Annotated in this window: 21 protein-coding genes; 13 read left to right on the top strand and 8 right to left on the bottom strand. The window is 41.6% G+C overall.

Annotated elements, in window-relative coordinates; translation table 11 throughout:
* Position 1: 1 nt before the first annotated feature.
* The 3 genes from dmpG to C3F34_RS04645 all read left to right on the top strand — a co-directional run bounded on the left by dmpG (position 2) and on the right by C3F34_RS04645 (position 4,152).
* Positions 2–1,021: a 4-hydroxy-2-oxovalerate aldolase gene (dmpG, locus tag C3F34_RS04655; protein WP_016168320.1), complete on the top strand. Its 1,020-nt coding sequence runs from the start codon at positions 2–4 to the stop codon at positions 1,019–1,021.
* A gap of 751 nt (positions 1,022–1,772) precedes the next feature.
* Complete coding sequence (locus tag C3F34_RS04650; RefSeq protein ID WP_104441156.1) at positions 1,773–3,011, top strand: OprD family outer membrane porin; 1,239 nt, start codon at positions 1,773–1,775, stop codon at positions 3,009–3,011.
* A gap of 280 nt (positions 3,012–3,291) precedes the next feature.
* Positions 3,292–4,152 (top strand): alpha/beta fold hydrolase, encoded by an 861-nt coding sequence (locus C3F34_RS04645; RefSeq protein ID WP_044740123.1) that lies wholly within the window; start codon positions 3,292–3,294, stop codon positions 4,150–4,152.
* A gap of 73 nt (positions 4,153–4,225) precedes the next feature.
* On the opposite strand, the gene C3F34_RS04640 is transcribed toward C3F34_RS04645, so the two are convergent.
* Together C3F34_RS04640 and hcaR are read right to left on the bottom strand one after the other, a co-directional pair.
* The gene (locus C3F34_RS04640) at positions 4,226–4,903 is read right to left on the bottom strand and encodes a DUF1345 domain-containing protein (protein WP_044740122.1); all 678 of its coding nucleotides are present in this window, start codon (positions 4,901–4,903) and stop codon (positions 4,226–4,228) included.
* A gap of 303 nt (positions 4,904–5,206) precedes the next feature.
* Positions 5,207–6,106 (bottom strand): DNA-binding transcriptional regulator HcaR, encoded by a 900-nt coding sequence (hcaR, locus tag C3F34_RS04635; RefSeq protein ID WP_044740121.1) that lies wholly within the window; start codon positions 6,104–6,106, stop codon positions 5,207–5,209.
* Positions 6,107–6,388: 282 nt separating this feature from the next.
* Between hcaR and hcaE the strand changes: the two genes are divergently transcribed.
* The 7 genes from hcaE (at position 6,389) to C3F34_RS04600 (ending at position 13,224) form a co-directional block, all read left to right on the top strand.
* A complete protein-coding gene (hcaE, locus tag C3F34_RS04630; RefSeq protein ID WP_104441155.1) occupies positions 6,389–7,756 on the top strand; it encodes a 3-phenylpropionate/cinnamic acid dioxygenase subunit alpha in 1,368 nt (455 codons plus the stop codon).
* A complete protein-coding gene (gene hcaF / locus C3F34_RS04625; RefSeq protein ID WP_044740119.1) occupies positions 7,753–8,271 on the top strand; it encodes a 3-phenylpropionate/cinnamic acid dioxygenase subunit beta in 519 nt (172 codons plus the stop codon). The genes hcaE and hcaF overlap by 4 nt, the downstream gene beginning before the upstream one ends.
* Positions 8,271–8,597, top strand: coding sequence for a 3-phenylpropionate/cinnamic acid dioxygenase ferredoxin subunit (gene hcaC / locus C3F34_RS04620; RefSeq protein ID WP_104441154.1), 327 nt, complete (start codon positions 8,271–8,273; stop codon positions 8,595–8,597). Before hcaF ends, hcaC begins: the two co-directional genes overlap by 1 nt.
* Before the next feature lie 2 nt (positions 8,598–8,599).
* Positions 8,600–9,415 (top strand): 3-phenylpropionate-dihydrodiol/cinnamic acid-dihydrodiol dehydrogenase, encoded by an 816-nt coding sequence (gene hcaB, locus C3F34_RS04615; RefSeq protein ID WP_016168312.1) that lies wholly within the window; start codon positions 8,600–8,602, stop codon positions 9,413–9,415.
* 324 nt (positions 9,416–9,739) lie between these two features.
* On the top strand, positions 9,740–10,705 hold the full coding sequence (locus tag C3F34_RS04610; protein WP_104441153.1) for a 3-carboxyethylcatechol 2,3-dioxygenase: 966 nt from the start codon (positions 9,740–9,742) through the stop codon (positions 10,703–10,705).
* A 5-nt stretch (positions 10,706–10,710) separates the two neighbouring features.
* A complete protein-coding gene (hcaD, locus tag C3F34_RS04605) occupies positions 10,711–11,937 on the top strand; it encodes a 3-phenylpropionate/cinnamic acid dioxygenase ferredoxin--NAD(+) reductase subunit (protein WP_104441152.1) in 1,227 nt (408 codons plus the stop codon).
* A gap of 237 nt (positions 11,938–12,174) precedes the next feature.
* Positions 12,175–13,224 (top strand): MBL fold metallo-hydrolase, encoded by a 1,050-nt coding sequence (locus C3F34_RS04600; protein WP_104441151.1) that lies wholly within the window; start codon positions 12,175–12,177, stop codon positions 13,222–13,224.
* 24 nt (positions 13,225–13,248) lie between these two features.
* Here the strand turns inward: C3F34_RS04600 and C3F34_RS04595 are convergent, their stop codons facing one another.
* Both C3F34_RS04595 and C3F34_RS04590 read right to left on the bottom strand, forming a co-directional pair.
* Positions 13,249–13,641 (bottom strand): DoxX-like family protein, encoded by a 393-nt coding sequence (locus tag C3F34_RS04595; RefSeq protein ID WP_228155330.1) that lies wholly within the window; start codon positions 13,639–13,641, stop codon positions 13,249–13,251.
* Complete coding sequence (locus tag C3F34_RS04590; RefSeq protein WP_104441150.1) at positions 13,619–14,074, bottom strand: thiol-disulfide oxidoreductase DCC family protein; 456 nt, start codon at positions 14,072–14,074, stop codon at positions 13,619–13,621. The genes C3F34_RS04595 and C3F34_RS04590 overlap by 23 nt, the downstream gene beginning before the upstream one ends.
* Positions 14,075–14,388: 314 nt before the next feature.
* On the opposite strand from C3F34_RS04590, the gene katG reads away from it, so the two are divergent.
* The gene (gene katG / locus C3F34_RS04585) at positions 14,389–16,578 is read left to right on the top strand and encodes a catalase/peroxidase HPI (RefSeq protein WP_104441149.1); all 2,190 of its coding nucleotides are present in this window, start codon (positions 14,389–14,391) and stop codon (positions 16,576–16,578) included.
* 190 nt (positions 16,579–16,768) lie between these two features.
* Complete coding sequence (locus C3F34_RS04580; RefSeq protein ID WP_104441148.1) at positions 16,769–17,692, top strand: LysR family transcriptional regulator; 924 nt, start codon at positions 16,769–16,771, stop codon at positions 17,690–17,692.
* Here the strand turns inward: C3F34_RS04580 and C3F34_RS04575 are convergent.
* Both C3F34_RS04575 and C3F34_RS04570 read right to left on the bottom strand, forming a co-directional pair.
* The gene (locus C3F34_RS04575; protein WP_104441147.1) at positions 17,642–18,250 is read right to left on the bottom strand and encodes a LysE family translocator; all 609 of its coding nucleotides are present in this window, start codon (positions 18,248–18,250) and stop codon (positions 17,642–17,644) included. The genes C3F34_RS04580 and C3F34_RS04575 overlap by 51 nt on opposite strands.
* 289 nt (positions 18,251–18,539) lie before the next feature.
* Positions 18,540–19,142, bottom strand: a complete 603-nt coding sequence (locus C3F34_RS04570) for a TetR/AcrR family transcriptional regulator (RefSeq protein WP_104441146.1) — start codon at positions 19,140–19,142, stop codon at positions 18,540–18,542.
* Between the two features lie 79 nt (positions 19,143–19,221).
* Here C3F34_RS04570 and C3F34_RS04565 point away from each other — a divergent pair, with 79 nt between their 5' ends.
* Positions 19,222–20,874, top strand: a complete 1,653-nt coding sequence (locus C3F34_RS04565; protein ID WP_104441145.1) for an acyl-CoA dehydrogenase family protein — start codon at positions 19,222–19,224, stop codon at positions 20,872–20,874.
* 327 nt (positions 20,875–21,201) lie between these two features.
* Here the strand turns inward: C3F34_RS04565 and C3F34_RS04560 are convergent, their stop codons facing one another.
* On the bottom strand, positions 21,202–22,137 hold the full coding sequence (locus C3F34_RS04560) for an MDR family NADP-dependent oxidoreductase (RefSeq protein ID WP_044740109.1): 936 nt from the start codon (positions 22,135–22,137) through the stop codon (positions 21,202–21,204).
* A 425-nt stretch (positions 22,138–22,562) separates the two neighbouring features.
* Positions 22,563–23,003 (bottom strand): MarR family winged helix-turn-helix transcriptional regulator, encoded by a 441-nt coding sequence (locus tag C3F34_RS04555; RefSeq protein WP_044740108.1) that lies wholly within the window; start codon positions 23,001–23,003, stop codon positions 22,563–22,565.
* Positions 23,004–23,166 lie beyond the last annotated feature (163 nt).

Raw genomic sequence — 23,166 nt, 5'->3', positions numbered from 1 at the left:
CATGTCTAAGATTATTGTGCATGATATGACTTTGCGTGATGGGATGCATCCTCAGCGTCATCAAACTACTGTTGAGCAAATGATTGCAATTTCAACCGCTTTGGACGATGCAGGTGTGCCACTGATCGAAGTGACGCATGGTGATGGTTTAGGTGGTTCATCGGTGAACTACGGTTTTGCCGCAGCAACGGATGAAGAGTATTTGTCTGCTGTTGTTCCACGTATGAAAAATGCCAAAGTTTCAGCATTGCTGTTACCTGGTATTGGTACAGTCGATCATTTGAAAATGGCCCATGAAATTGGGGTGTCGACCATTCGTGTGGCAACGCATTGTACCGAAGCCGATTGTTCAGAACAGCATATCACTGCTGCGCGTCAGCTTGGAATGGACACCGTGGGTTTCTTGATGTTGGCACACATGGCATCACCTGAACGTCTTTTAGAAGAAGCGAAAAAGATGGTGTCTTATGGCGCGAACTGTATTTATGTGACTGACTCTGCGGGTTATATGCTGCCGCAAGATGTGACGGACCGTGTTGGTTTGCTGCGTCAAGAACTGGACAGCAGTATTGAACTGGGTTTCCACGGGCATCATAACTTGGGTATGGGCGTGGCAAATACAGTAGCTGCAGTTGATGCAGGCGCAATTCGTGTGGACTTAGCATCTGCGGGCTTGGGTGCTGGCGCGGGTAATACACCATTGGAATTGTTCATTGCAGTCGCCAACCGTATGGGCTTAGAGACAGGCGTGGATCTGTTTAAAGTACAGGATGTGGCAGAGGATTTGGTGATTCCAATGATGCTGAACCCAATTCGTGCTGACCGTGATGCAGCCACTTTAGGTTATGCAGGTGTCTATTCATCGTTCCTATTATTCGCAAAACGTGCAGAAGCCAAATATGGTGTGTCAGCACGTGAGATTTTATTGGAATTAGGTCGTCGTGGTACGGTCGGTGGTCAGGAAGACATGATTGAAGATTTGGCTTTGACTATGTCGAAAGCGAAGGCTGCTTTGGTTTAAGCTGATCAATATGTATTTAAAAAGCGTCCTTGGGGACGCTTTTTTGTTTTTTGCAATTTAGAAATTATTTGAAGTGTGAAATGTCATCAGCAACCTGCGTGAAATTTGAAATTGCCTGTTTTTGCAATAGCAGTATTTTAATGTATCTGTTGAACAGGTTTTGCTGATGACAAATGCTTTTGGTTCTTTTGGCGTAACAAAAGAACGAAATGAGCTCCGAAAAATGGATTTAAAGCGGTAAGACTCCGTAGTGAATAGCTTAAAAAGAAGAAGGTGGTACTTAAAATATAGTTATTATTGCAAAGTGATTTTTTATTTTAGATTGCATTTAAAAAATCAAACTTTTCCCTTTTTTGCTTGCACAGTTTTCCCGCTTTAATGCTCTTCAACATCATGATGTACATATAGAAAAAATCTGTGATATGAGCGTTTTTTCTTATAATTCTGCAACTAACTTAGAAAATATGATCTTAAAATTTAAACAAAAAAACACTTAAGCATTGCAGTAATTCAGAAAATAAATCAGATTTGGCGAATAAAAACGGTATAGATTCAATCTTTCATCACATCTTGCGAAATCTGCTAAAGAGTGAATTATTGTAATTTTATCTTAATCAAAAAAATGCGAGCTTTATTCAGTGGGTTAAGTCGGGTTGAAGCGCATTTTCTTAAGACTGTGGTCGGATTTTTTCTCTTCGATGAGTTCCGCATGATGGTGTCATAGTTTAATGTGATCATTGGAATGAATATCATGCGTCGTCAAACTTTATGGACAGCCATCTGTGTTGCAATTGCAGCATTAGGTACAACTGCAACGAATGCAGAATTTATCGACGATAGCCAAGTCCAGTTAAAATTCAGAAATTTCTATTTAGACCGTCAGTATGAAACTGTGCCACAAAACAACTGGGGCAGTTGGTCACAGGCCATCACCTTAGATGCCAAATCAGGATATGCCGAAGTGGGTGGCTTGCAATTGGGCGCCGATCTTTTGGTGCAACATGCATTTCGTCTAAATGGCCGTGACAAAAATGCCGATTGGGTACTTCCACATAATGGACAGGAACAAGCCAGCAATTTTGGCAAAGTGGGCGCGACTTTAAAAGCCAAGGTGTCGCAAACAGAATTGAAAGTGGGTGAGTTATTGCCTGTTTCTCCAGTTTTAGTATTTGATCCATCGCGTCAGTTATTGACCACGTATAGCGGGGCATGGTTGGAGTCTAAAAAGCTGAAAGATACTAAACTGAGTTTGGCATATATTGATGGGATTAATGCACGTTATGACAATCAGTTTCAGGACTTAAGTTTATTTCCGAACAATAACCCAAATACTGCTAAAGCAGCGGATGGGATGTATATCGCAGGGATTGATCATCAGTTTAATCCTGCGATTGGAGCAAGCTATTGGTATGCCGATGTCAAAGACATTTATCAGCAGCATTATGCAGGTATCAATTACAACACCACGCTGGGTTCGAAGACTAAGCTGACCAGCCATGTTCGTTATTTTGATAATTCTGAGTCAGGCGATAAATTGTATGGTGAGATTGATAACCAAGCTTTGTCGATTGGGGCGAAATTCAATCATGGTGCACATACCTTTGGTCTGGGCTATCAACAAATGTTTGGGGAAAATAATTTCCCAACATTGGCAGGTTGGGTACCACAGCCTTATTTGGTGAATTGGTCTGTTGCAACCTTTACCAATGCCAAAGAGAAATCTTGGAATATCTCCTATGGGTATGACTTTACCGAATTGGGGCTAAAAGGCTTAAATGCCAATGCCATTTACTTTGCAGGCTTTGATGCTAAAGCGGGCGGAAAAACGAATCAGGACGAACAAGAGCTGAACTTGATTGTGAATTACACGGTACCTGAAGGCAAATTCAAAGGTTTGGGCGTTCAGGCAATGTATATCGATACCGATTATGACTGGAAAAGCGACCTGAAAGAGTACCGTATCGCGACCACCTATAGCTATAAATTCTAAGTTTAAAACTGCCATCGAGCGATTTGGTCACACATCGCTCTTATTATTTCAGTGTAGCGTAAACCGTTTACTGTGAGCTGATACTTCATTTTTAAGTGAAAATATTGTTTTAAAACATAATGTTAAATAATCGTTTTTTTATAGTATGTGATCGAAAACAAGTATCAGTACAAGGCTTTTGAACAGGTAAGATGGAGCAGTAAAACCTGTCGAAATGAATGAATTGACCTGTCCTGAACACAGAACATCAGACAGGTCTTAGGCTGTACGAGGAGTATGTATGAGCACGGTCCAAATCCCGAATTACACCACCGACCCATTTTTTGGCTTGGAAGATAAATGGATTGAAACGGCTGAAGGTGAGTTAACCCATTACCATGAAGTGGGGCAAGGAACGCCGATTTTATTTTTACACGGCTCTGGAACAGGTGTTTCTGCAGCAGCAAATTGGTGGCTGAATTTACCGCAAATTGGTGAACAAGCTCGTTGTATCGCCATAGATTCGATTGGCTATGGTCAAACAGTGGTGGCGGATGGTACGGCTTATGGAATTCGCGCATGGGTCGATCATGCAGTGCGTACATTGGATGCTTTGGGTATTGAAAAAACTTGGTTAGTGGGTAACTCCTTAGGGGGGTGGTTAGCCTTCCAAATGGTGCTGGATTACCCTGAACGTGTGTTGGGCATTGTATCGATGGGTACAGGCGGTGCGAAGCAAACTGCTGCACTAAAAGCCCACGCCAACCCAGTGTTGACTGAAGAAGGCATTAAAAACACCTTGTCGATGTTTGTGGTGGATAAGAGCTTAATTACCGATGAATTGGTTAAAGTTCGTTATGAAGCAGCAAAAAATGATTATGCTTCAGACCGTTTAATGGATGTCGTGGGCGCACGTGACCGTGACCGTTTTGAGTTCCCGCTCGATTTCGAAAAAATGAAAGACATCCAAGTGCCTGTACTATTGATTCATGGTGTTCAGGATGTGGTGATTCCTGTATCTCGTACATGGGATATTTTGAATACCGTTCCTTTTGCCGATGCACATATTTTTAGTCAGTGTGGACATTGGTCACAAGTGGAAAAAGCCGAAGAATTTAATACAGTGATTAAAGATTATTTGACCGTACGTGGTGTTAAATAATCGATTAAGCAAGATAAGGGATGGTTAAGCCATCCCTTTTTTATGTCAGAAATTTCATCGTAGTCAAACAAGTTTATAGTGTGATAAAACCTGCGGCAACATTAATGCTGATGGCTAAAATGGAAGTGTTAAAACCATACGCCAGAATAATATGCACAATATTTAAAATCCGCATGGAGCGGGAAGTAATGGAAACATCCGCAGTTTGCGCAGAGGTACCAATCACATAACTAAAGTATAAGAAGTCGGGATAGGTCGGATATCGGGTCTTAGGAAAATCGAGTCCTGCATCTTGAGCATCATCTACAGCAAGGTAATAGTCATGCGCATAATGAATCGCGAAAATGGTATGCATAAAAAACCATGCGCTGATAATGGTCAGCAGAGATAACAATAGATGCCCAAATGTCAGTGCAGTATTATGCGGTAGATGCGTAAGTTCAATGACGATTGCGATCAGACACATTCCTAGCGTCAAAATCACCAGCAATAAAATAATCCATTTACTGGCATCCTGTTGTTGAGCATGTTGCAGAATATGTTGATGATCTACAGACCAGAGCGTAGTCATGGTTTTAATGAGATAACTGGAAACGGCAATATTCCAACTGATGAGTAAACTGGTTGACCATGTCCAGTTGGTAAATAGCGTGAGTAAGCCAAACAATAGGGCGGTCAGCAAAAAAGTAATAAAAAAGTAAGGGCGAAATTGCATCCCAGTTTTTAAGCGATGTAAGGTGGGCATAGGCATGATTTTCTCCTTTTTAGTTTTACTTTTTTGTGCAACTCAGGCATTCATATTTATTTGAATATAAGTTTAAGTTTAGACTTAAGTTGTAGGTAAAACCTGACAAAAAATTGGCTTGTGATCAGTATGCTTCTGCTTGAAAAGCAAGCAAAGTAAAAACGTGGAATATGATGCGCATTACTTAACACAAAAGGGCGAAAATACGCTGGTGATATAGGGTATTTTGCCACGAAAAAGGCACACTGTTATTTATTCAGGAAATAATGGTGTGCCAAATTGAGTGATTCATCTGGACTGTATGTGGATTTATTCGCGATTAATATCTAAATAAAAAACTCGGGTCAGCAATTCTAAAAATTTATTTACTGCCAGTGAAGAGTTGTTTTTACGATAGCTTACATACAAATCTAAATAGGGTAGCTCAACCTCAAGTGGACGAATTACCGTGTTGCTCATGGTCAGTGGGGCAATGTAACCGGGTAAAATGGTACAGCCAAGCCCCATGCCAATAGAGTTGATATTGAACAAAATGTTGTCAGCTTTTTGCACGATGTTAAATTCGATATTCTGCGCCTTGGCAAATTCTAAAATGGTATGGTGCAAGGTCTGTGATTGCTCGACTGCAGGAATAATAAAATCAATACCATTTAAAGCCTTAACAGGAATGCGTTCGTACTTTGCTAGAGGATGATCTTTCGGAAGTAGGAAGATGAGCGGTTCACGTAGTACAAACTGACTTTCGATTTCATCACTATGAAAATTATGTCGAGTAAAGGTAATGTCCAGTTCACCTTTCTTGAGCAAGCGCATTTGCTCGGTATTGTTCATACTGAGCAATTCAATTTTTAAGTCTGGGTTTTGTACCCGCAAATTCGGCAGGACATAAGGGAAAATTTTCATTTCTGCGACGGGGACAAAACCAATGCGTAGCATTTGCTGCTTGGCTTGTGACACCTGACGTGCCATAGCGATCGCTTTATCTGCCTGAGCCAAGGTCAGGCGTGCCTGTTCTAGAAAAACCGCCCCTTCTTCTGTGAGTTCCACTTTTCGCTTGGTTCGATACAGTAACTGTACCCCAACATCTTCTTCGAGGTCTTTAATTTGCTGACTTAAAGAGGGTTGGGCAGTATACAGTTTGAGTGCGGCCTTACTGAAGTTCAGTTCTTCAGCAACGGTAATGAAATAGCGAAGGTGTCTAAGTTCCATATAAATAACCCACAGAGTAATCCAAAAAATGTCTTACCACGACTACGGCAAAGTATAATCTATAAACAACTATGCCGTGAAGATGATTCAAGTATTTAGAAAATAAATGGTCTTGAACCGAGTGCGGAGATTTTAATATAAGAAATAGCTTTTCCAATAATTGCTAAAACGTATTAATTGAAACAAAAAAAATATTTCCCTAAAACCGTCTAAAAAATCATGATGCCTCAAAAGTTGAGTCTATTTACGTTGTGCCGTGTATTGGTCGCAGGAGAGCTTTTCATGAGTGGAAAAATTGATGTGCGTGAAATCGACGCTTTGGTCGATGCACAAAATGGACGTATCTCGCCATCCATCTATACAGACCCAGATTTATACGAATTAGAACTGGAACGCGTGTTTGGGCGTACATGGTTATTTCTATGTCATGAAAGCCAAATTCCAAAGGCAGGCGACTTTTTCAATACTTATATGGGTGAAGACCCGATTATTGTCGTACGTCAAAAAGATGGCTCAATCAAAGCACTTTTAAACCAGTGCCGTCACCGTTCTATGCGTGTCAGCTTTGCTGATTGTGGCAACACCCGTGCCTTTACCTGCCCATATCATGGTTGGTCTTATGGAGTTGATGGTTCACTTAAGGATATTCCCTTAGAAGATCGTGCTTTTCCACAGGGCGCATGTAAAGAAAAATGGGGTTTGATTGAAGTTAACCGTGTCGAAAGCTACAAAGGTTTAATTTTCGGTTGTTGGGATGAATCTACACCTGACCTCGTTGAATACATGGGTGACATTGCTTGGTATTTAGATGGTGTGCTTGACCGTCGTCCTGGCGGAACGGAAATTATTGGTGGGGTACACAAATGGGAAATCGAGTGTAACTGGAAATTTGCTGCGGAACAGTTTGCATCGGACCAGTACCATGCATTGTTTTCACATGCTTCTGCCATTCAAGTTTTGGGTGCAAAACCCGACGATGACTCATCTAAAAAACTCGGTGCTGCACAAACTGCACGTCCTGTTTGGGAAACCGCTAAAGATGCCATTCAGTACGGTTCACGTGGTCATGGTTCAGGCTTCTTCTTTACAGAAAAGCCCGATGCAAACGTTTGGGTGGATGGTGAAGTAGCGAACTACTTCCGTGAAACCTTTGAGGAAGTTAAAGAGCGTTTGGGTAAAGTACGTGCACTACGTCTTGCGGGGCATAACACCATGTTCCCGACCATGTCGTGGTTAAATGGAACGGCAACGCTTCGAGTATGGCATCCGCGCGGTCCAAATAAAACTGAAGTCTGGGCGTTCTGTATCGCCGACGCCGAAGCTTCTCAAGAAGTGAAAGAAGCCTTTGAGCGTTCTGCAACGCGTGCTTTTGGACCTGCGGGTTTCCTTGAGCAAGATGACTCGGAAAACTGGATTGAAATCCAAAAAGTACTTCGTGGTTATAAAGCGCGTAACAATCCGTTGATTATGGAAATGGGCTTGGGTAATGAAAAAGTCCGTGAAGATGGCATTCCAGGCATCACTAACTACATTTTCTCTGAAACAGCAGCACGAGCAATGTACCGTCGTTGGGCAGATTTGTTGATTCATGAAACATGGGAAGAAGTCGAAAAAGCCGCGGAAGACTATGAAAAGGAGTTGATGAAATGAGTCAGATCAGCTTAGAACTTCAACATCAGATCAGTCAGTTCCTTTACCGTGAAGCAAAATTGCTCGACGACTGGAAATTCCGTGAGTGGTTGGATGTCTTGGCAGATGATATTGCCTATACCCTACGCACCACACCGAATGCGCAAACTCGTGACCGTCGTCGTTCTGTTGAGCCACCGACGACGTGGGTATTTAACGATACTAAAGACTTGTTAGAACGTCGTGTTGCACGTTTGGAAACAGGGATGGCATGGGCTGAAGAACCTCCATCACGCACCACGCATATGGTTTCTAACATCATGGTTGAAGCGACTGAAGTCGAAGGTGAGTATGACGTTTACGTGACGTATTTACTCTACCGTACCCAGAAAGAAAAAGATGTCACCATCTACTGCGGTAAGCGTCATGACAAGATTCGCAAAGTGGATACCGAGCAGGGTTTCCAGATTTTTAACCGTAAAATCACTTTAGACCAAGTGACTTACAACTCCCATAACCTGAGTGTGTTCTTCTAATGAATAAGATTTTTGTTTGCCAAATCGATGAATTAGATGAAGGCGAAGCATTGAAAGTGGACTGCGGTGTGAACGGTATCGAAGCACTGGCTGTATTCAACAATGGTGGTGAGTTCTTTGCCATGAATGACCGTTGTTCACATGGCAATGCATCCATGTCAGAAGGCTATTTGGAAGAGGACGGCACGGTGGAATGCCCATTACATTCTGCGCGTTTCTGTCTAAAAACAGGTCAGGCTTTATGCCTACCTGCGACCGATTCTATTCAGACCTTTCCTGTGATTGTGGAAGATGGGCAATTGTTTGTTGAAATGACAGGGGGATAAGCATGGGCTGGCTACAAGGTGAAGTTGCCCTGATTACGGGAGGCGGTTCTGGTCTGGGTTGGGCTTTGGTTGAGCGCTTTTTAGCAGAAGGTGCACAAGTGGCTGTTCTACAGCGTTCACAAGCCAAAGTTGAGGCATTACAGGCACATTTTGGTGATCGCATTCTTGCCATTGCGGGTGATGTGGCTTGCTATGAAGACAATGTCCGTGCCGTGAATGCCACGCTTGAGCGTTTTGGCAAACTGGACTGTTTTGTCGGTAATGCAGGTATTTGGGATCATTATGCCGATATCGTCAATACTTCGGGTGAGCAGTTAGACAAAGCCTTTGATGAAATTATGGGCATTAACACCAAGTCGCTCATCTTGGGGGCAAAAGCTGCACTGGATGCATTGATAGCTTCTGAAGGGTCTATCATATTTACTTTGTCTAATTCAGCCTTGTACTCGGCAGGCGGAGGCCCCGTATATACAGCCTCTAAGCATGCTGGTGTAGGTGTGATGAAAGAATTGGCCTATGAACTTGCGCCTAAAGTACGAGTGAACGCGGTGGCGCCGTCAGGTATGAATGTCAATATCAAAGGAGCGGCATCTTTAGGTCAAGAAAATTTGGGGCTACTCGATGCACGTGACCCTGAAAAGATTGCTCGTGGTATGCCACTGAATTTCTTGCCTGAACCTGAAGAGATGACGGGTTCATACGTTTTATTGGCATCGCGTCAAAACAACCGTCCACTGACGGGTGTTCTGATCAATGCTGAATGTGGTTTAGGCATCCGTGGTTTACGCCAACCCCGTGCAGGGTTCTTTGATGAGTGATTTGGGTGTGCTGCTTTGTTTTTGATTAGCCCAGATTTAAATTAAATGAAGCACAGCCTCAAATAAATGCGAAAGTTTAGATGGTTTTTCGGAGGCATTTCCTTACTTTTGACGGATCAAAAGTAACAAAAATCCATTGTTGGGTGAGAGGTTCATCCCTGAAACCCCCACCCAACGGCGACGTCCATGTCGCCAACCGTGATAGTGAATAGCATCGTGAATTCTATATTTCATTTGAAACCACTCACAATGATTTAAGCCATTTGCTAAAGACTTTACTGGGCAGCTGTCTTTTTAGTAGATATTTTTATTTTGGAGTCACACATGGCCGTTAAACTCATTTGTGCATCGCACAGTCCCTTAATGGAATTTGCTTCACCGCAAGAACAGCGTAAAGAACAGATTGTACGTGATACTTTTGCCCAACTTTCAGCAGAAGTCAAAGCGTATGACCCAACCCTCATCATTACCTTTGGTCCAGACCATTTTAATGGTTTTTTCTATGATTTGATGCCAAGTTTCTGTGTGGGTATTCGTGCAACTGCGGCAGGTGATTGGGACTACGGCAAAGACAACGACAAAATTAATGTCCCTGAAGACACTGCGATTGCTTTAGTGCGTCGTGTACTTGATGAAGGTGTCGATGTTGCCTATTCCTACCGAATGCAAGCCGACCATGGCGTGACGCAACCACTGCATTTCCTGTGTGATGGTCAGCTAGATCGTTATCCAACCATTCCGATTTTTATTAATGGCGCAGCGGCACCGATGCCCACCACCAAGCGAACGATTGCTTTGGGACGTGCGGTTGGACAGTTTATTCGGTCATTAAATCTTGAAAATGAACGAGTGTTAATTTTAGGGACAGGTGGGCTTTCGCATGATCCTCCGACCCCACAAATGGGCGCTGTACCGCCAGAAGTGGAAGAGTTTTTAATTTGTGGACGTAACCCATCTGTAGAGTCGCGGAATAATCGTCAAGCCAAAATTATTGCTGTTGGGCAGAAATTGGCTGCGGGCGATCAATCTGTTGCTGTGCCACTCAATCCAGAATGGGATCGTGCATTGCTTGAAACATTTGCCAAAGCAGACTTCGCCACAATTGAAGCGATGACTGAAGCAGACATTCGCCGTGATGGTGGGCGTGGTGGTCAGGAAGTCCGTTCTTGGATGGCGGCATTTGCTGCATTACATGAACTCGGTGAATACGAGATGACCACGCATTGTTATGAAGACATCAGCGAGTGGATTGCGGGCTTTGGTATTGTATCGGCAGAGTTAAAAGGGTGAATCAAATGAGCAATATTGAAACCATTGTCATCGTCGGTGCGGGACAGGCGGGTGCGAGTGCGATTTTAGAACTTCGCGGTAACAAGTATGAGGGCAACATTATCCTGATTGGGGATGAAGTTCATTTACCTTATGAGCGTCCACCTTTATCCAAAGATGTGATTTTAAAGCCTGAAGAAACCAAGGTTGAGATTTTATCTGAAGAGAAATTGGCGACCTTGGGCGTAGCTCATATTCGTGGTAATGGCGTAGTCAAAATTAACCCAGAGGCAAAAACCGTTGAATTGCAAAAGGGTAATGTTGTTGCTTATGACAAACTGTTGCTTGCGACTGGCGGTGCAGCACGTCGCCTGCCGAATTTCGATGCTTTAGGTAAACATGTTTATACCCTACGTAATCTAGAAGACTCTCAAGCACTGGTGCCTGTGCTACAAGCTGGACAGCGAATTGTCTTGATTGGTGGAGGGGTCATTGGATTGGAACTGGCTTCCTCTGCGCGTTTTAAAGATTGCCAAGTGACCGTGATTGAAATGGGACCAATGGTAATGGGGCGTTCATCCCCGCAGATTTTGAGTGAGTTTTTATTGGCACAGCAACGTCTTGCGGGTGTCGATGTACGCTTGAATAGCAGCATTAATCACTGTCATTTAGATGGTGAAACTGTGGTAATCACCCTTGCAACAGGGGAAGAGTTACGTGCAGATGCAGTGATTTATGGCATTGGCATTGTCCCGAATGCACAGCTCGCGCTAGATGCTGGCTTAGCGGTGGAGGGGGCGATTCAGGTCAATGAAAACTGCCAAACTTCACATCCCGATATTTATGCCGCGGGTGATGTCGCGACTCAATTACGTGATGATGGGCATTACCGTCGTGTGGAAACATGGGAAAATGCCAATTTACAGGCTGGAATTTTTGCACGTCACGTGATGGGTGTGGAGCATCCAAAACCAAATCCTGCATGGTTCTGGACGGATCAGCTCGATATTAACTATCAGTTTGTCGGTGATATGCAGGCAGTAGAATGGCATGTCCGCGGTGAAATGGATGCCACTTTAGGTTCAGCTTGTTCTTGTGTGCTGTTTGGTGTAACCAATGGCATCATTGTGGGCGGTATTACAGTAAATGCAGCCAAAGAGATGCGTCACTTGAAAAAGTTAATTGCTAAAAATGCAGCATTTGAAGCCGAACAGCATTTGGATCAAGGTTTAGATTTACGCAAAATTGCTTAAATTTCTGGGTTTACAACCTCGGCAGACTGGGCTGAATTCCAGTCTGCCGCTTTTTTTCATCAAATTTTAGTATGACCACGCGCGTTACTATCTCACCTGACCCCATCGAAGACTAAGGGGTATATTTTACAGTTTGGCTTGAATTACCAAACAGAGTATCTACAATAAGAAACACGCCAATCTCGACATTCATGTTATTGCAGTGAATGTGATATTTCTTATAGATAATGACAGTACATGAAGCAGAACTTAGAACAACCACATTTTCAGATTAAAACCCAAGAGTGTTGGTCACATACTTGGCGTAAACCCGCTTTTCAGTATCTTGAATCTGCCCACTTTAACGGCACGCGTTTTTCGAATCCTTTGCATGCACCAGAGGGGCGTAGTCATTTTGATTTGTTCAAGTGGTTGTTAAAACGAAAGTCATCGACTTGGGACAAAGAAGCCCCATTAGATGCTGCTTCTACCACCCCACGAGTATTGCCACAAAGTCGTCCCAATGCAGCACTGAATGATTGGCAAGTCTGGTTTGTGGGACATGCCACCGTATTATTACAGATTGGCCCTTATAATTTTCTCACGGATCCTGTTTGGGCTGAATTTGTCAGTCCGAAACAGGGCCGTGGGCCGAAGCGTTTTTGTCCCGCAGGGATTGCGCTAGAAGAATTACCGCCCATTCATGCTGTTTTGCTCAGCCATAATCATTATGATCATATGGATTTGGCAAGCCTGAACTGGTTGCATGACAAGTTCGCCATGCCGATTTACACAGGCTTGGGTAATGGCTGGTATTTACCGAAAAGTATGCATGTGATTGAACTGGACTGGTGGCAATCTGCACAGTTTCATGAACTGGAATTGATCTATACCCCCGCACAACATGGATCTGGTCGTGGAATACGTGATCAGAACATGGCGCTTTGGGGTGGTTTTGCAGTTAAACAGGGACGTGAATATAGTTTCTTTGCAGGCGATACAGGTTATTCACCGCATTTTAAGGAAATTCATACCCGTTTGGGGCCTCCACGTATTGCCTTGTTGCCGATTGGTGCTTATGAGCCACGTGAGTTGATGCGTTATATGCATATGAACCCTGAAGATGCTTTTCAGGCACATAAAGATTTACATGCCAGATGTTCATTGGCTATTCATTACCGTAGTTATCAATTGACGGATGAAGCACGCGAGCAGCCTGAACATGATTTACATGTAGCGATGCGTGGTTCGTCAAAATTAATGAATCCGTTTTACTGCATTCGGGAAGGTAAGCGTTTAATTGTTTAAAGCATCATCCGTGTTTTAAAGTGTTTATTCTTGATCTTTTATGAGGCGAATGGCGGTTAAGGACAAAGCCAGCATCGCAATATTCATCACAAAGGGATTAAAGGCTTGGGTGAAATAGTGTGGGTCGACAATCAAAATTAAAAAGCTTAATCCGAGCATACCGACAATATTGAGATAATGGAGCGCTAAGGTTTTATAACCCGTTAAAAATAATGCTCCGAAGATGATTTCGATTGCGCCAGAATATTGCATCAGGCTAATTGCAGCTTGATCATTAAATCCCTGTAACATCCAAATACGGCGTTCATCATCGGCTTGAAATAGAATTTTGGGAATCAGACCTTGATAAATCCACAGTATTGCTAGGCTCATATGAATGGTTTGAAGCGTCTTTTTATTGAGTCGTTGAGTATTCACGGATGATCTGTTCTAGAAAATGATGTTTATTTTCTTGGGATGGAATGAGGCAAGTATCAGTTTTACCAAAAAGGGTATAGCGATTAAGTGCAACCCGACGATACAAAAAATCCCGAAATGGTCGTGGAATAAGATAACCAGTTTTCATCAGAGAGAAAGGCAGACCGAGCCGAGCCAGTACTTTTAATAGGGCGGTAGATTCTGTAAATAATTGCCCATCGATAATCACAATCATAGTGGTGTAATGTGTGGTCGACATCCCATAATATTCAAGAATTTTTTCTCCCAAAAGGGACTGGGCTGAAGCGAGTTTGAATTGAGCCTGCGTATCATGTTGGATGAGAAAACGTGCCCAACCATTACAGATAACACAAATCGCATCAAATAAGATGATGTCATATTGTTGAATGATGTGATCGAGATCATTCTGCATTTTTTTATATTCTAAAGTTCTCATCTGTTCAAAATAACAGAATTTACTGGCTATATGTAGCCTATATTTTATTCAAAATCATGCTGTTTGAAATGCTAAATGGTATGAGTGTTACGAAGCCTACAGACATCAAATGTGTGTCTATAGCCATTTAAAAATCTTTTTTTCTTCAATGCTTATATAGAAGAATTCGATTGTTTTGATTAGTAAATACCGCTTTAGCTTGTCTAGAAAAAAGGCTATGTTGATAGTCGAACACTACTTTTACACGGTTCAATAATAAACATTGAAAGACTTGAGTTTGGAGACATAACATGGACAATAATTCGCAAGCCTCGTCAGGTAAGTGCCCATTTTCACATGGTGCCAATACCTCCGCTGCCAGCTCAAATACCGATTGGTGGCCAAATTCACTTAATTTAGACATCCTTTCACAACACGATACCAAAACCAATCCGCTCGATCCTGACTTTAATTATGCTGAAGCCTTCAAATCTCTCGATTTAGAAGCCGTTAAACAAGATATTCGCGACCTGATAAACAGTAGCCAAGATTGGTGGCCATCAGATTATGGCAGCTACATCGGGATGTTTGTGCGTACGGCATGGCATTTGGCGGGTTCATACCGTAAGCAAGATGGCCGTGGTGGTGCCAACACGGGTAATCAGCGTTTTGCCCCACTGAATAGCTGGCCAGATAACGTTAATACGGATAAAGGCCGTCGTTTACTTTGGCCAATTAAGAAAAAATATGGCAATAAACTGTCTTGGGGCGATTTAATTGTCCTTGCAGGAACAGTGGCGTATGACGTTGCAGGATTAAAGACCTTTGGTTTCGGTGGTGGTCGTGTTGATATCTGGCATCCTGAAAAAGACATTTACTGGGGAGAAGAGCATGAATGGTTGGCACCAACCTCCAACCGTTATGGCAGTGACCAAGACCGTAAATCATTAGAAAATCCTCTAGCTGCGGTACAAATGGGCTTGATCTATGTAAACCCTGAAGGGGTGGATGGTGTGCAAGATCCATTGCGTACCGCACAAGATATGCGTGTGACCTTTGACCGTATGGGAATGGACGACGAAGAAACCGTTGCGCTCACAGTCGGTGGTCATACTGTGGGTAAAGCGCATGGTAATGGTAAAGCTGAATTACTCGGTAAAGATGTGGAAGGGGCTGATGTCGAATTCCAAGGCTTAGGTTGGCATAACCCAGAAGGCACAGGTAACGGCTCTAATACCATGGTGAGCGGTTTAGAAGGAGCATGGACCACGCATCCAACCAAATGGGATAATGAATTCCTTTATCTACTATTCACTTATGAGTGGCAAAAAACCACCAGCCCTGCTGGGGCAAAACAATGGGAACCGATCAACATTAAGGAAGAAGACAAGCCTGTTGATGCGCATAACCCGAATGTACGCCGTAACCCAATGATGACCGATGCGGATATGGCTCTCAAAATGGACCCTGAATACCGCAAAATTGCAGAAGGTTTTTATAAAGACCCTGCACGTTTGGCAGAAGTCTTTGCCCGTGCTTGGTACAAGTTGACCCATCGTGACATGGGACCAAAATCTCGCTACTTGGGTGCAGATGTTCCTGCAGAAGATTTAATTTGGCAAGATCCAATCCCGACAGTGGATTACACGTTGTCTGAAGCAGAAATTGATGAATTGAAAGAAAAACTCATTAATAGTGGTTTATCCAGCAGTGATTTAATTACAACAGCATGGGACAGTGCTAGAACTTATCGCGGTTCAGACTACCGTGGTGGTGCCAATGGTGCTCGTATCCGTTTATCTCCTCAAAAAGACTGGGTAGGCAACGAGCCTGAGCGTTTGCAACGAGTGCTCGCAAAGCTCGAAGAAATTCAGGCTGGGTTAGCGAAGAAAGTCAGTATAGCTGACCTGATTGTATTGGGAGGTACGGCTGCGGTAGAAAAAGCAGCGCAAGCCGCAGGTGTGAATGTGAAAGTGCCATTTACGCCTGGACGTGGTGATGCAACGCAAGAGCAAACCGACGAATATTCTTTTGCCGACTTGGAACCCACCCATGATGGCTATCGTAACTGGCAAAAACAAGATTATGCGGTGCAACCTGAAGAAATGCTGTTAGATCGTACCCAATTAATGGGTCTAACCGCACCTGAAATGACGGTATTAATTGGTGGTATGCGTGTGCTCGATACCAACTACGGCGGTGCGAAAGAAGGCGTATTGACTGACCGTGTGGGAGTTTTAACCAATGATTTCTTTGTCAATTTAACTGACATGAATTATACATGGAAACCTGTGGGTAAAAACCGTTACGAAATTTGTGACCGTGCTACGGGTGCTGTGAAGTGGACGGCAACCCGTGTGGATTTGGTGTTCGGTTCAAACTCAATTTTACGTTCATATGCTGAGGTATATGCACAGGATGACAACAAAGAGAAATTTGTACATGACTTTATTGCCGCTTGGAATAAAGTCATGAATGCAGACCGTTTTGATGTGAAGTAGTTTTCACTCAAATAAAAAACCGCTCGTAAGAGCGGTTTTTTATGGAATGATGCTTTTTAATTTAAACTTAAATGAGTTGTGCAAATAATACTTTTTACACCTTAAGATATTTGAATATCTACGTTATGAATTACCTTTCTTAGACGGTGTATTATGTTAATTTTAGATTTTATTTAATATATGGTATGAAATGATTGAAGATATTAGATATTTAATAGTTTTTGCAAAAATTGCTGAAATAGGCTCTATTAGCAAAGGAGCTAAAGCGATAGGCTTATCGAGTGCAACCGCTAGTCAACACCTTACAAAATTAGAAAAAAATTTGGGGTGTGCTTTATTCTATAGAAATACTAGAAAAATAACTCTCACACATGATGGAGAAAAGCTTTTAGAAACCGCTAAATCCATATTAGAAACTTATGAGCAAGGTATTAACGATTTAAAAAAAAGCTCAATCATCGGGAATAAAAAATTAAATATCTCAATTCCTGCTATTTTTATCCATGGAGAATTTATGAATCACATTACTGATTTTATAAAGGATTTTCCTGATTTAATATTAAATATTACTTGTGATGATGAAAAAAATGACATTGTTTTTGAAAATATAGATGTAGCTTTTAGAATAGGAGAGCCTTTGGATAGCTCTCTAAAAGCTAAGTATTTATTTGATCTACCAAGAAGTATTGTTGCAACTAAAAACTTTCTTAAGACCTACGGTGAACCGAAAATACCCTATGACTTAGAAGCAATGAAATGGATTGGTCTAAGTATGCGCCCACATTCAAGAATATTGAAAAACAACAAGAATAGTGAAGAAATAAAAATTTCATATAATCCAAATATTTGTGTAAATAATGTAGAAGCTTCTTATCAACTAGCAAAACTTGATGCTGGTTTGGCTGCTCCTCCTGATTATTTAATTCAAAATGACATTGTTAAGGGGGATATTGTAAAAGTTTTACCTCAATGGGAACTACAACCTTTAAACGTATATGCAATTTGGCCAGCCAATTTACCCATCAATAGTATTGCCTATTCGTTAATTAATAAAATTTATAGCTCATTTAACAGTGAAAATCTTAAATATCATATATATAGAAATGAAGATTAAAGAAAAGCCCATCAATCTGTTGAACAATAAAATACGCTTACTATTACTCAATGCAATAGATAGTTTTTCACCTAAAGCTCCCCATATAGCTAAAGATAAATAACAAATTAGAAAGTAAATACAGATAAATACTATAAGCGGAGTGTTAGTATTCTGCACTGAAAATAAAGCAGTACCTGAAGCACATGCTATCCATGCTTTAGGATTTAACCACTGCAATAAGAATCCATCGATAAAATTGGGTATAGAGCTATTATGATTGACTTCAATTTCTAGTTTAGAAGATAGTATTTTATAGCCTATATAAATAATAAAAAAAGCGCCTAAAAACTCTAATAACCTAAAGATGATAGGATAAGTATTTATAATTTTAGAAAATCCGAATCCTACGGATATTAAAAGCAATACGAATCCAATAGTTGCTCCTGATATAAAAGGAAATGTTTTAATAAAACCATGTTTTAAACTCGTTGACAGTATTGTTATATTCACAGGACCAGGCGAAATAGACATACTTAGAGAGAACACGAACATGCTTAAAATTATTGCTAATGACATTTTTACGATCAATTTATAAATATCTATGTAGCTCAAGGTTACTATCATACGATATATAGAATTAGCCTGTTTTTATCAAAAACAGTTTTAGAAATTTCCGCTATTTAATATCATAGATATGATGTAAAGTTAAATTCATTTTTATTTAAATATCAAATATTTATTGTTAAATAATACACAGAAATCCGAATTTGAAACAAGTCGGATTTTTTGAAAGTAGTACAGTTTTATTTTGCCAATCGAAGATGGTTACTTCGCGTATAAAATTTTTTTATTAAAAATTAAGCTTCTACAAACTCTGGTGAATATCCTTTTCGAGTTGATCCCACTCCACAAACTTTGGCTCGACCAACAAGCTCTGCGACACAAAGCCATAACACACCCGTTGCACATTTAAACTGATGCCCTTGAGTTGAGCTTCATCCTCAATATAAGGCTGAAGGATGCTGTACCACATCTGCACCATCATGGCATAACTTTTACGGTAACTTTCAATGTTCGAAACCTGCCGTTCGAGCAAAAAAGCCTGTGCCCAAAGAAACTGCCGAGCCTGAATCTGTTCAAGCTGAAAGTGGATAATCTGCTGTAAATAGTCTGTAAAACTTAATTTTGTGGATAACTCCATCAGACTTTGTGCATAACTTTTTAGCTGTTCTGCATTACCTTTCACATGTTGATGAATGGTCAATGCAATCAAATCTTCTTTCTTGGAAAAGTACTCATAAAAGGTGCCTAAACCAACACCAGCCATATCCGTAATTTCACGAATGGTGATTTCATGCGCATGACGCTCATGTAAAAGTCGAATAAAGCTTTCTTGCAAAGCTTCTTGCGTGAGCTTGGCTCTGGATTGGCGCGGTCTACGGCGCACTTGGACTTCAGGATTTTTCATGGCACAAAGCTGAACATATCAAGATGAATTTTTCTCTATACTGAAATGAAAAGCGAACTAGAACAAGAGCAAAGTTGAAATGATCAATACATGGACGACCCATCAAATCAGCAATCAATTTGATGAAAAACAGGACTATAACTTATTTAGTACCGATCAGATTCTACAAGAAATATTGGCTCGGTATGGCAGTCAGGATCAGGTCGCTTTGACGGAGTTGGGACAAGTCGCTGGCTCGGCGGAATATTATCAATATGCCGATCAAGCTAATCAGCATCCCCCCATTTTACATGCCTTTGATGCACGTGGACGTCGGAAAGACTTTATTGAGTTTCATCCCGCATGGCATCGGTGGATGGCATTAAATCGCAACTATGCACTACATGCTCATCCATTTTTAGTCCAGCAACCTAAAGCGGCATGGGTGGATTGGGCGGCGCGTTTTTATATGAGTGGACAAGTCGAATGTGGCAGTTTGTGTCCCACCGCGATGACGCTCGGCAGTATTCCGCTGATTCAACGCGAGCCTGAACTATGGGCCAAAATAGGCGATAAGTTACTCTCGACAGAATATGATGAGCGTGATGTGCTGATTAGCCAGAAAAAATCGATTTGGCTGGGCATGGGCATGACCGAAAAGCAGGGTGGTTCAGATGTGCGTGCCAATGAAACCATGGCTGTGCCAGTCGCAGAGTCGGGGCGTGGTCAAGCTTATTTGCTCACAGGGCATAAGTGGTTTTTCTCTGCCCCCATGTGCGATGCCCATTTGGTGGTGGCACAAACTGAACAAGATGGTTTGGCATGTTTCTTTGTACCGCGTTGGCAAGAAGATGGCAGTAAAAATGCCATACAGGTACAGCGTTTAAAAGACAAAGTTGGGAACCGTAGTAATTCTAGTTCTGAGGTTGAATTTAAAGAGGCGTGGGGCATTATGGTTGGTGAGGTGGGGCGTGGTATTCCCACCATTATTGAAATGGCAAATTACACTCGACTCACTTGTTCGGTAGGCAGTAGTGCTATGTTGCGGCAAGCTTTGGTGCAATGTCTTGCTTATACCCGACAGCGTAAGGCTTTTGGAAAACATTTGTCTGATCAACCGTTGATGCAAGCCGTTTTAGTCGATGTAGCTTTGGAAACCGAAGCCGCAGTGCAACTCAGTTTCCATTTGGCACATTGTTATGATCAAGATGATGCTTTATCGGTGGCATGGAAAAGAATAATGACACCTGCTACCAAGTTCTGGATTTGCAAACGTGCGGTGGAACTCTCTGGTGAAATGATGGAAGTTTTTGGTGGTAATGGTTACGTCGATGCAGGAATTATGGCGCGAATTTTTAAAGAAGCGCCTGTAAATACCATTTGGGAAGGTTCAGGCAATGTCATGTGCTTAGATGTATTGCGGGCGATTCAACGTGAGCCAGAATCCATGCAGGTGTTGTTGCAGTCTTTCGCGGATGCAAGCCATCAGCAGCCATTATTAAAAACAGAACTACGACAATTGCTACAGTTATTCCAGCAAACGCCTGAGCAACTGCAATTTATGGCTCGTAGTTTGGTAAGTCGATTGGTCATCTTGGCACAAGCCAGTTTATTACAACAATATGCTCCAACGTTTATTGCAGATGCATTTATTCAATCTCGTTATCAGGCATTTCATGGTCGTGTTGTGGGCATGCTTGAAATACAACCGAGCGATGTTGATAAAATTTTGGAGCGCGTGTTGGCGATTTAAAGAGTTGTTATTAGCCTTAATTAGCGCAAGAAGTTTATTTTTTAATCAAATGTGTAAGCTATAACGTACAATTAATGAAGGATTTTGCGTATAGGCAATCTTTTTGAAATCACCTATCATGCATTTCATTCAGGAACAGGATGTTCCAGAACATTCAAGGATTGAAATGTTCTAAAGCAAGGATCGTTTTGGTGCAACAGGAAGTTATACCGAGCAACGAATATGGAAAAAGCCCGACAGGATGTTGGGCTTTTTTTATTTGTTATGTCACCGTCTTTTTAAGCAACTAAGCCCTTTAAATCCGAAGTAAATTAAATTCATGTGGAGCTAAAACTTCACAATCAAGGTACTCATTGCCTCTTCATTGAAGTATTGAATTAATGCTTCGGGTAAATGGGTAAAGCCATCAATCAGATGCACCTGATACGTAATTTTCCCTTGCGTTAAATATTCTGCCATCACTCGATTTGATTCATTCATAAACTCTAAATAAGGACTTAGCATGGTGCCGTGTATGCTTAGGTAGCGATGCTGAATTTCCTTGCAAGATAGTGCAGGGTGAGAAGTTTGATGATGTGTCGATTGCTTATCTAATACGATGACACGTCCGAAAGGATTCATCTGCGGATAAACCAGTTTTTGCAGCGGTTCATCTTTATTATCAAAAAAGATGTCTATACCGTCTGGGGTTGCACTGCTTAATTGCGTTGCGGAATGTGAGTTATTCACATGAATGGCTGCATCAAACCCCAATTGATTCACCAAGTGCTGGCATTTCTTATTGGAGTCTGAACAGCCAATAACTCTCAGCCCTTTGGCTTTTGCGAGTTGACCGAGTAATGCGCCTAATGTGCTTGCTGCATTGGCAATCAAGAGCGTTTCTCCTGCTTTCGGTTGAGCAAGCTTGATTAACCCAATATAGGCCGTAAGCCCAGTAAAATAGAAGAGAGCAAGGATGGCTTCAGCAGGTAGGCTAGAATCGACAATATACATTTCAGAATGGCCCAAAACATATTCATGCCAGCCTGTAATTCCCACCACCTGAGCTCCTACAGGAAATTGAGGATTTAAGGACTCAATGACCTCACCTACGCCATAAGATTGAAGACTTTCGCTATATTGCGTAGAGGTAAATGAATTGTAATGTCTTTGGTGTAACCAATAAGGCATGACAGGGTCTAAGCAGATATGCGTCTGCCTAACCAAAAACTCACCCACAGTTAAATTTGGTAAAGACAAGGGAACCATATCAAATATATCCATACTCAATTTTCCTTGTGGATATTTAAACAAGCTAAATGCTTGATTCCTTTTTTTATTATTATCCTTTTACAGTTGCTTTCTTCGGATTGATATTGCACGGATTAAGCCAAAGCATTGGATAAAAAAGATTGTTAATCTATTGTTCTTGTTGATACCTGCTTAAAGGATTAAATAGCTTTAACGCTCATTCTTTTTATTGATTGGATGAGGCCTTTATCCTGTCTGTTTTTTCCTTAGAACGTTGGGTGATTAAGGTGGTATCCAAGCTGAATGACCCAACGACAGGGCTGATGAATAGATTGACGAATTTTCAGTATTTTTAAAGCTGAAAAGTTTGTCAGAGGGTGTAGATAAATGCATGTGCTAGATTGATTTTAAAATGTACAGCGATTGTATTTCAATCTGAATTTGATCCATTTTCTGTATTATTGTTCTTTCAATTGAGCACGTAAGTGGTTGAGTTCCTCACGCAACTGACTCACTTGGTCGGGTGCACATTGAATAGCTGCCAGAATCTGTTCAGGAATAGGCATGACGGCTTGTTTTAAAGCACGTCCTTCAGTTGTTAGATAAATCAGGACACGTCGTTCATCTTCAACCGAGCGTTTACGTTCAATAAAACCCAAACTTTCTAGCCGTTTTAATAAAGGGGTAAGGGTAGAAGATTCTAAAAAAATCCGCTGTCCAATTTCTGAAACAGTCAGTTGATCTTGCTCCCATAAAATCAGCATCACCAAATATTGTGGGTAGGTGATGCCATGAGGTTGTAATAATTTTCGATAGTACTGATTCAGCGCAAGATGAGTTGAATATAAAGCAAAACAAAGTTGATTATCGAGCTTTAATAACTCCTCTTGATTTGACATTTGGCGATACCAATCTATGAAATGATTTCTATTATAACTTTAAGCCAGCATGGCCGACATAGTTATCTGCACATTCAGATGCTTAGACGAAATTTTAATGAGATTACTTCTATTGAGGTTATGGGGGTGGAACGCTAGGAAAGACGTCTATTCTCACCTAAAT

Origin of the sequence: Acinetobacter sp. ACNIH2 (assembly GCF_002934965.1) — a bacterium.
GTDB classification, from domain to species: domain Bacteria; phylum Pseudomonadota; class Gammaproteobacteria; order Pseudomonadales; family Moraxellaceae; genus Acinetobacter; species Acinetobacter tandoii.
Note: the sequence above shows the minus strand (reverse complement) of the source record. Positions and strands in the feature narration are given on the sequence as shown.

Bases quoted from the DNA above. Each gene is read 5' to 3' on its own strand.
- C3F34_RS04555 (WP_044740108.1), bottom strand. From the start codon at position 23,003: ATGTCAAATCAAGAGGAGTTATTAAAGCTCGATAATCAACTTTGTTTT.
- C3F34_RS04645 (WP_044740123.1), top strand. From the start codon at position 3,292: ATGAGCACGGTCCAAATCCCGAATTACACCACCGACCCATTTTTTGGC.
- C3F34_RS04600 (WP_104441151.1), top strand. From the start codon at position 12,175: ATGAAGCAGAACTTAGAACAACCACATTTTCAGATTAAAACCCAAGAG.
- C3F34_RS04610 (WP_104441153.1), top strand. From the start codon at position 9,740: ATGGCCGTTAAACTCATTTGTGCATCGCACAGTCCCTTAATGGAATTT.
- C3F34_RS04650 (WP_104441156.1), top strand. From the start codon at position 1,773: ATGCGTCGTCAAACTTTATGGACAGCCATCTGTGTTGCAATTGCAGCA.
- hcaR (WP_044740121.1), bottom strand. From the start codon at position 6,106: ATGGAACTTAGACACCTTCGCTATTTCATTACCGTTGCTGAAGAACTG.
- hcaC (WP_104441154.1), top strand. From the start codon at position 8,271: ATGAATAAGATTTTTGTTTGCCAAATCGATGAATTAGATGAAGGCGAA.
- hcaD (WP_104441152.1), top strand. From the start codon at position 10,711: ATGAGCAATATTGAAACCATTGTCATCGTCGGTGCGGGACAGGCGGGT.
- C3F34_RS04560 (WP_044740109.1), bottom strand. From the start codon at position 22,137: ATGGATATATTTGATATGGTTCCCTTGTCTTTACCAAATTTAACTGTG.
- C3F34_RS04580 (WP_104441148.1), top strand. From the start codon at position 16,769: ATGATTGAAGATATTAGATATTTAATAGTTTTTGCAAAAATTGCTGAA.
- C3F34_RS04590 (WP_104441150.1), bottom strand. From the start codon at position 14,074: ATGCAGAATGATCTCGATCACATCATTCAACAATATGACATCATCTTA.
- C3F34_RS04575 (WP_104441147.1), bottom strand. From the start codon at position 18,250: ATGTCATTAGCAATAATTTTAAGCATGTTCGTGTTCTCTCTAAGTATG.
- C3F34_RS04565 (WP_104441145.1), top strand. From the start codon at position 19,222: ATGATCAATACATGGACGACCCATCAAATCAGCAATCAATTTGATGAA.
- hcaF (WP_044740119.1), top strand. From the start codon at position 7,753: ATGAGTCAGATCAGCTTAGAACTTCAACATCAGATCAGTCAGTTCCTT.
- C3F34_RS04570 (WP_104441146.1), bottom strand. From the start codon at position 19,142: ATGAAAAATCCTGAAGTCCAAGTGCGCCGTAGACCGCGCCAATCCAGA.
- hcaE (WP_104441155.1), top strand. From the start codon at position 6,389: ATGAGTGGAAAAATTGATGTGCGTGAAATCGACGCTTTGGTCGATGCA.
- hcaB (WP_016168312.1), top strand. From the start codon at position 8,600: ATGGGCTGGCTACAAGGTGAAGTTGCCCTGATTACGGGAGGCGGTTCT.
- katG (WP_104441149.1), top strand. From the start codon at position 14,389: ATGGACAATAATTCGCAAGCCTCGTCAGGTAAGTGCCCATTTTCACAT.
- dmpG (WP_016168320.1), top strand. From the start codon at position 2: ATGTCTAAGATTATTGTGCATGATATGACTTTGCGTGATGGGATGCAT.
- C3F34_RS04640 (WP_044740122.1), bottom strand. From the start codon at position 4,903: ATGCCTATGCCCACCTTACATCGCTTAAAAACTGGGATGCAATTTCGC.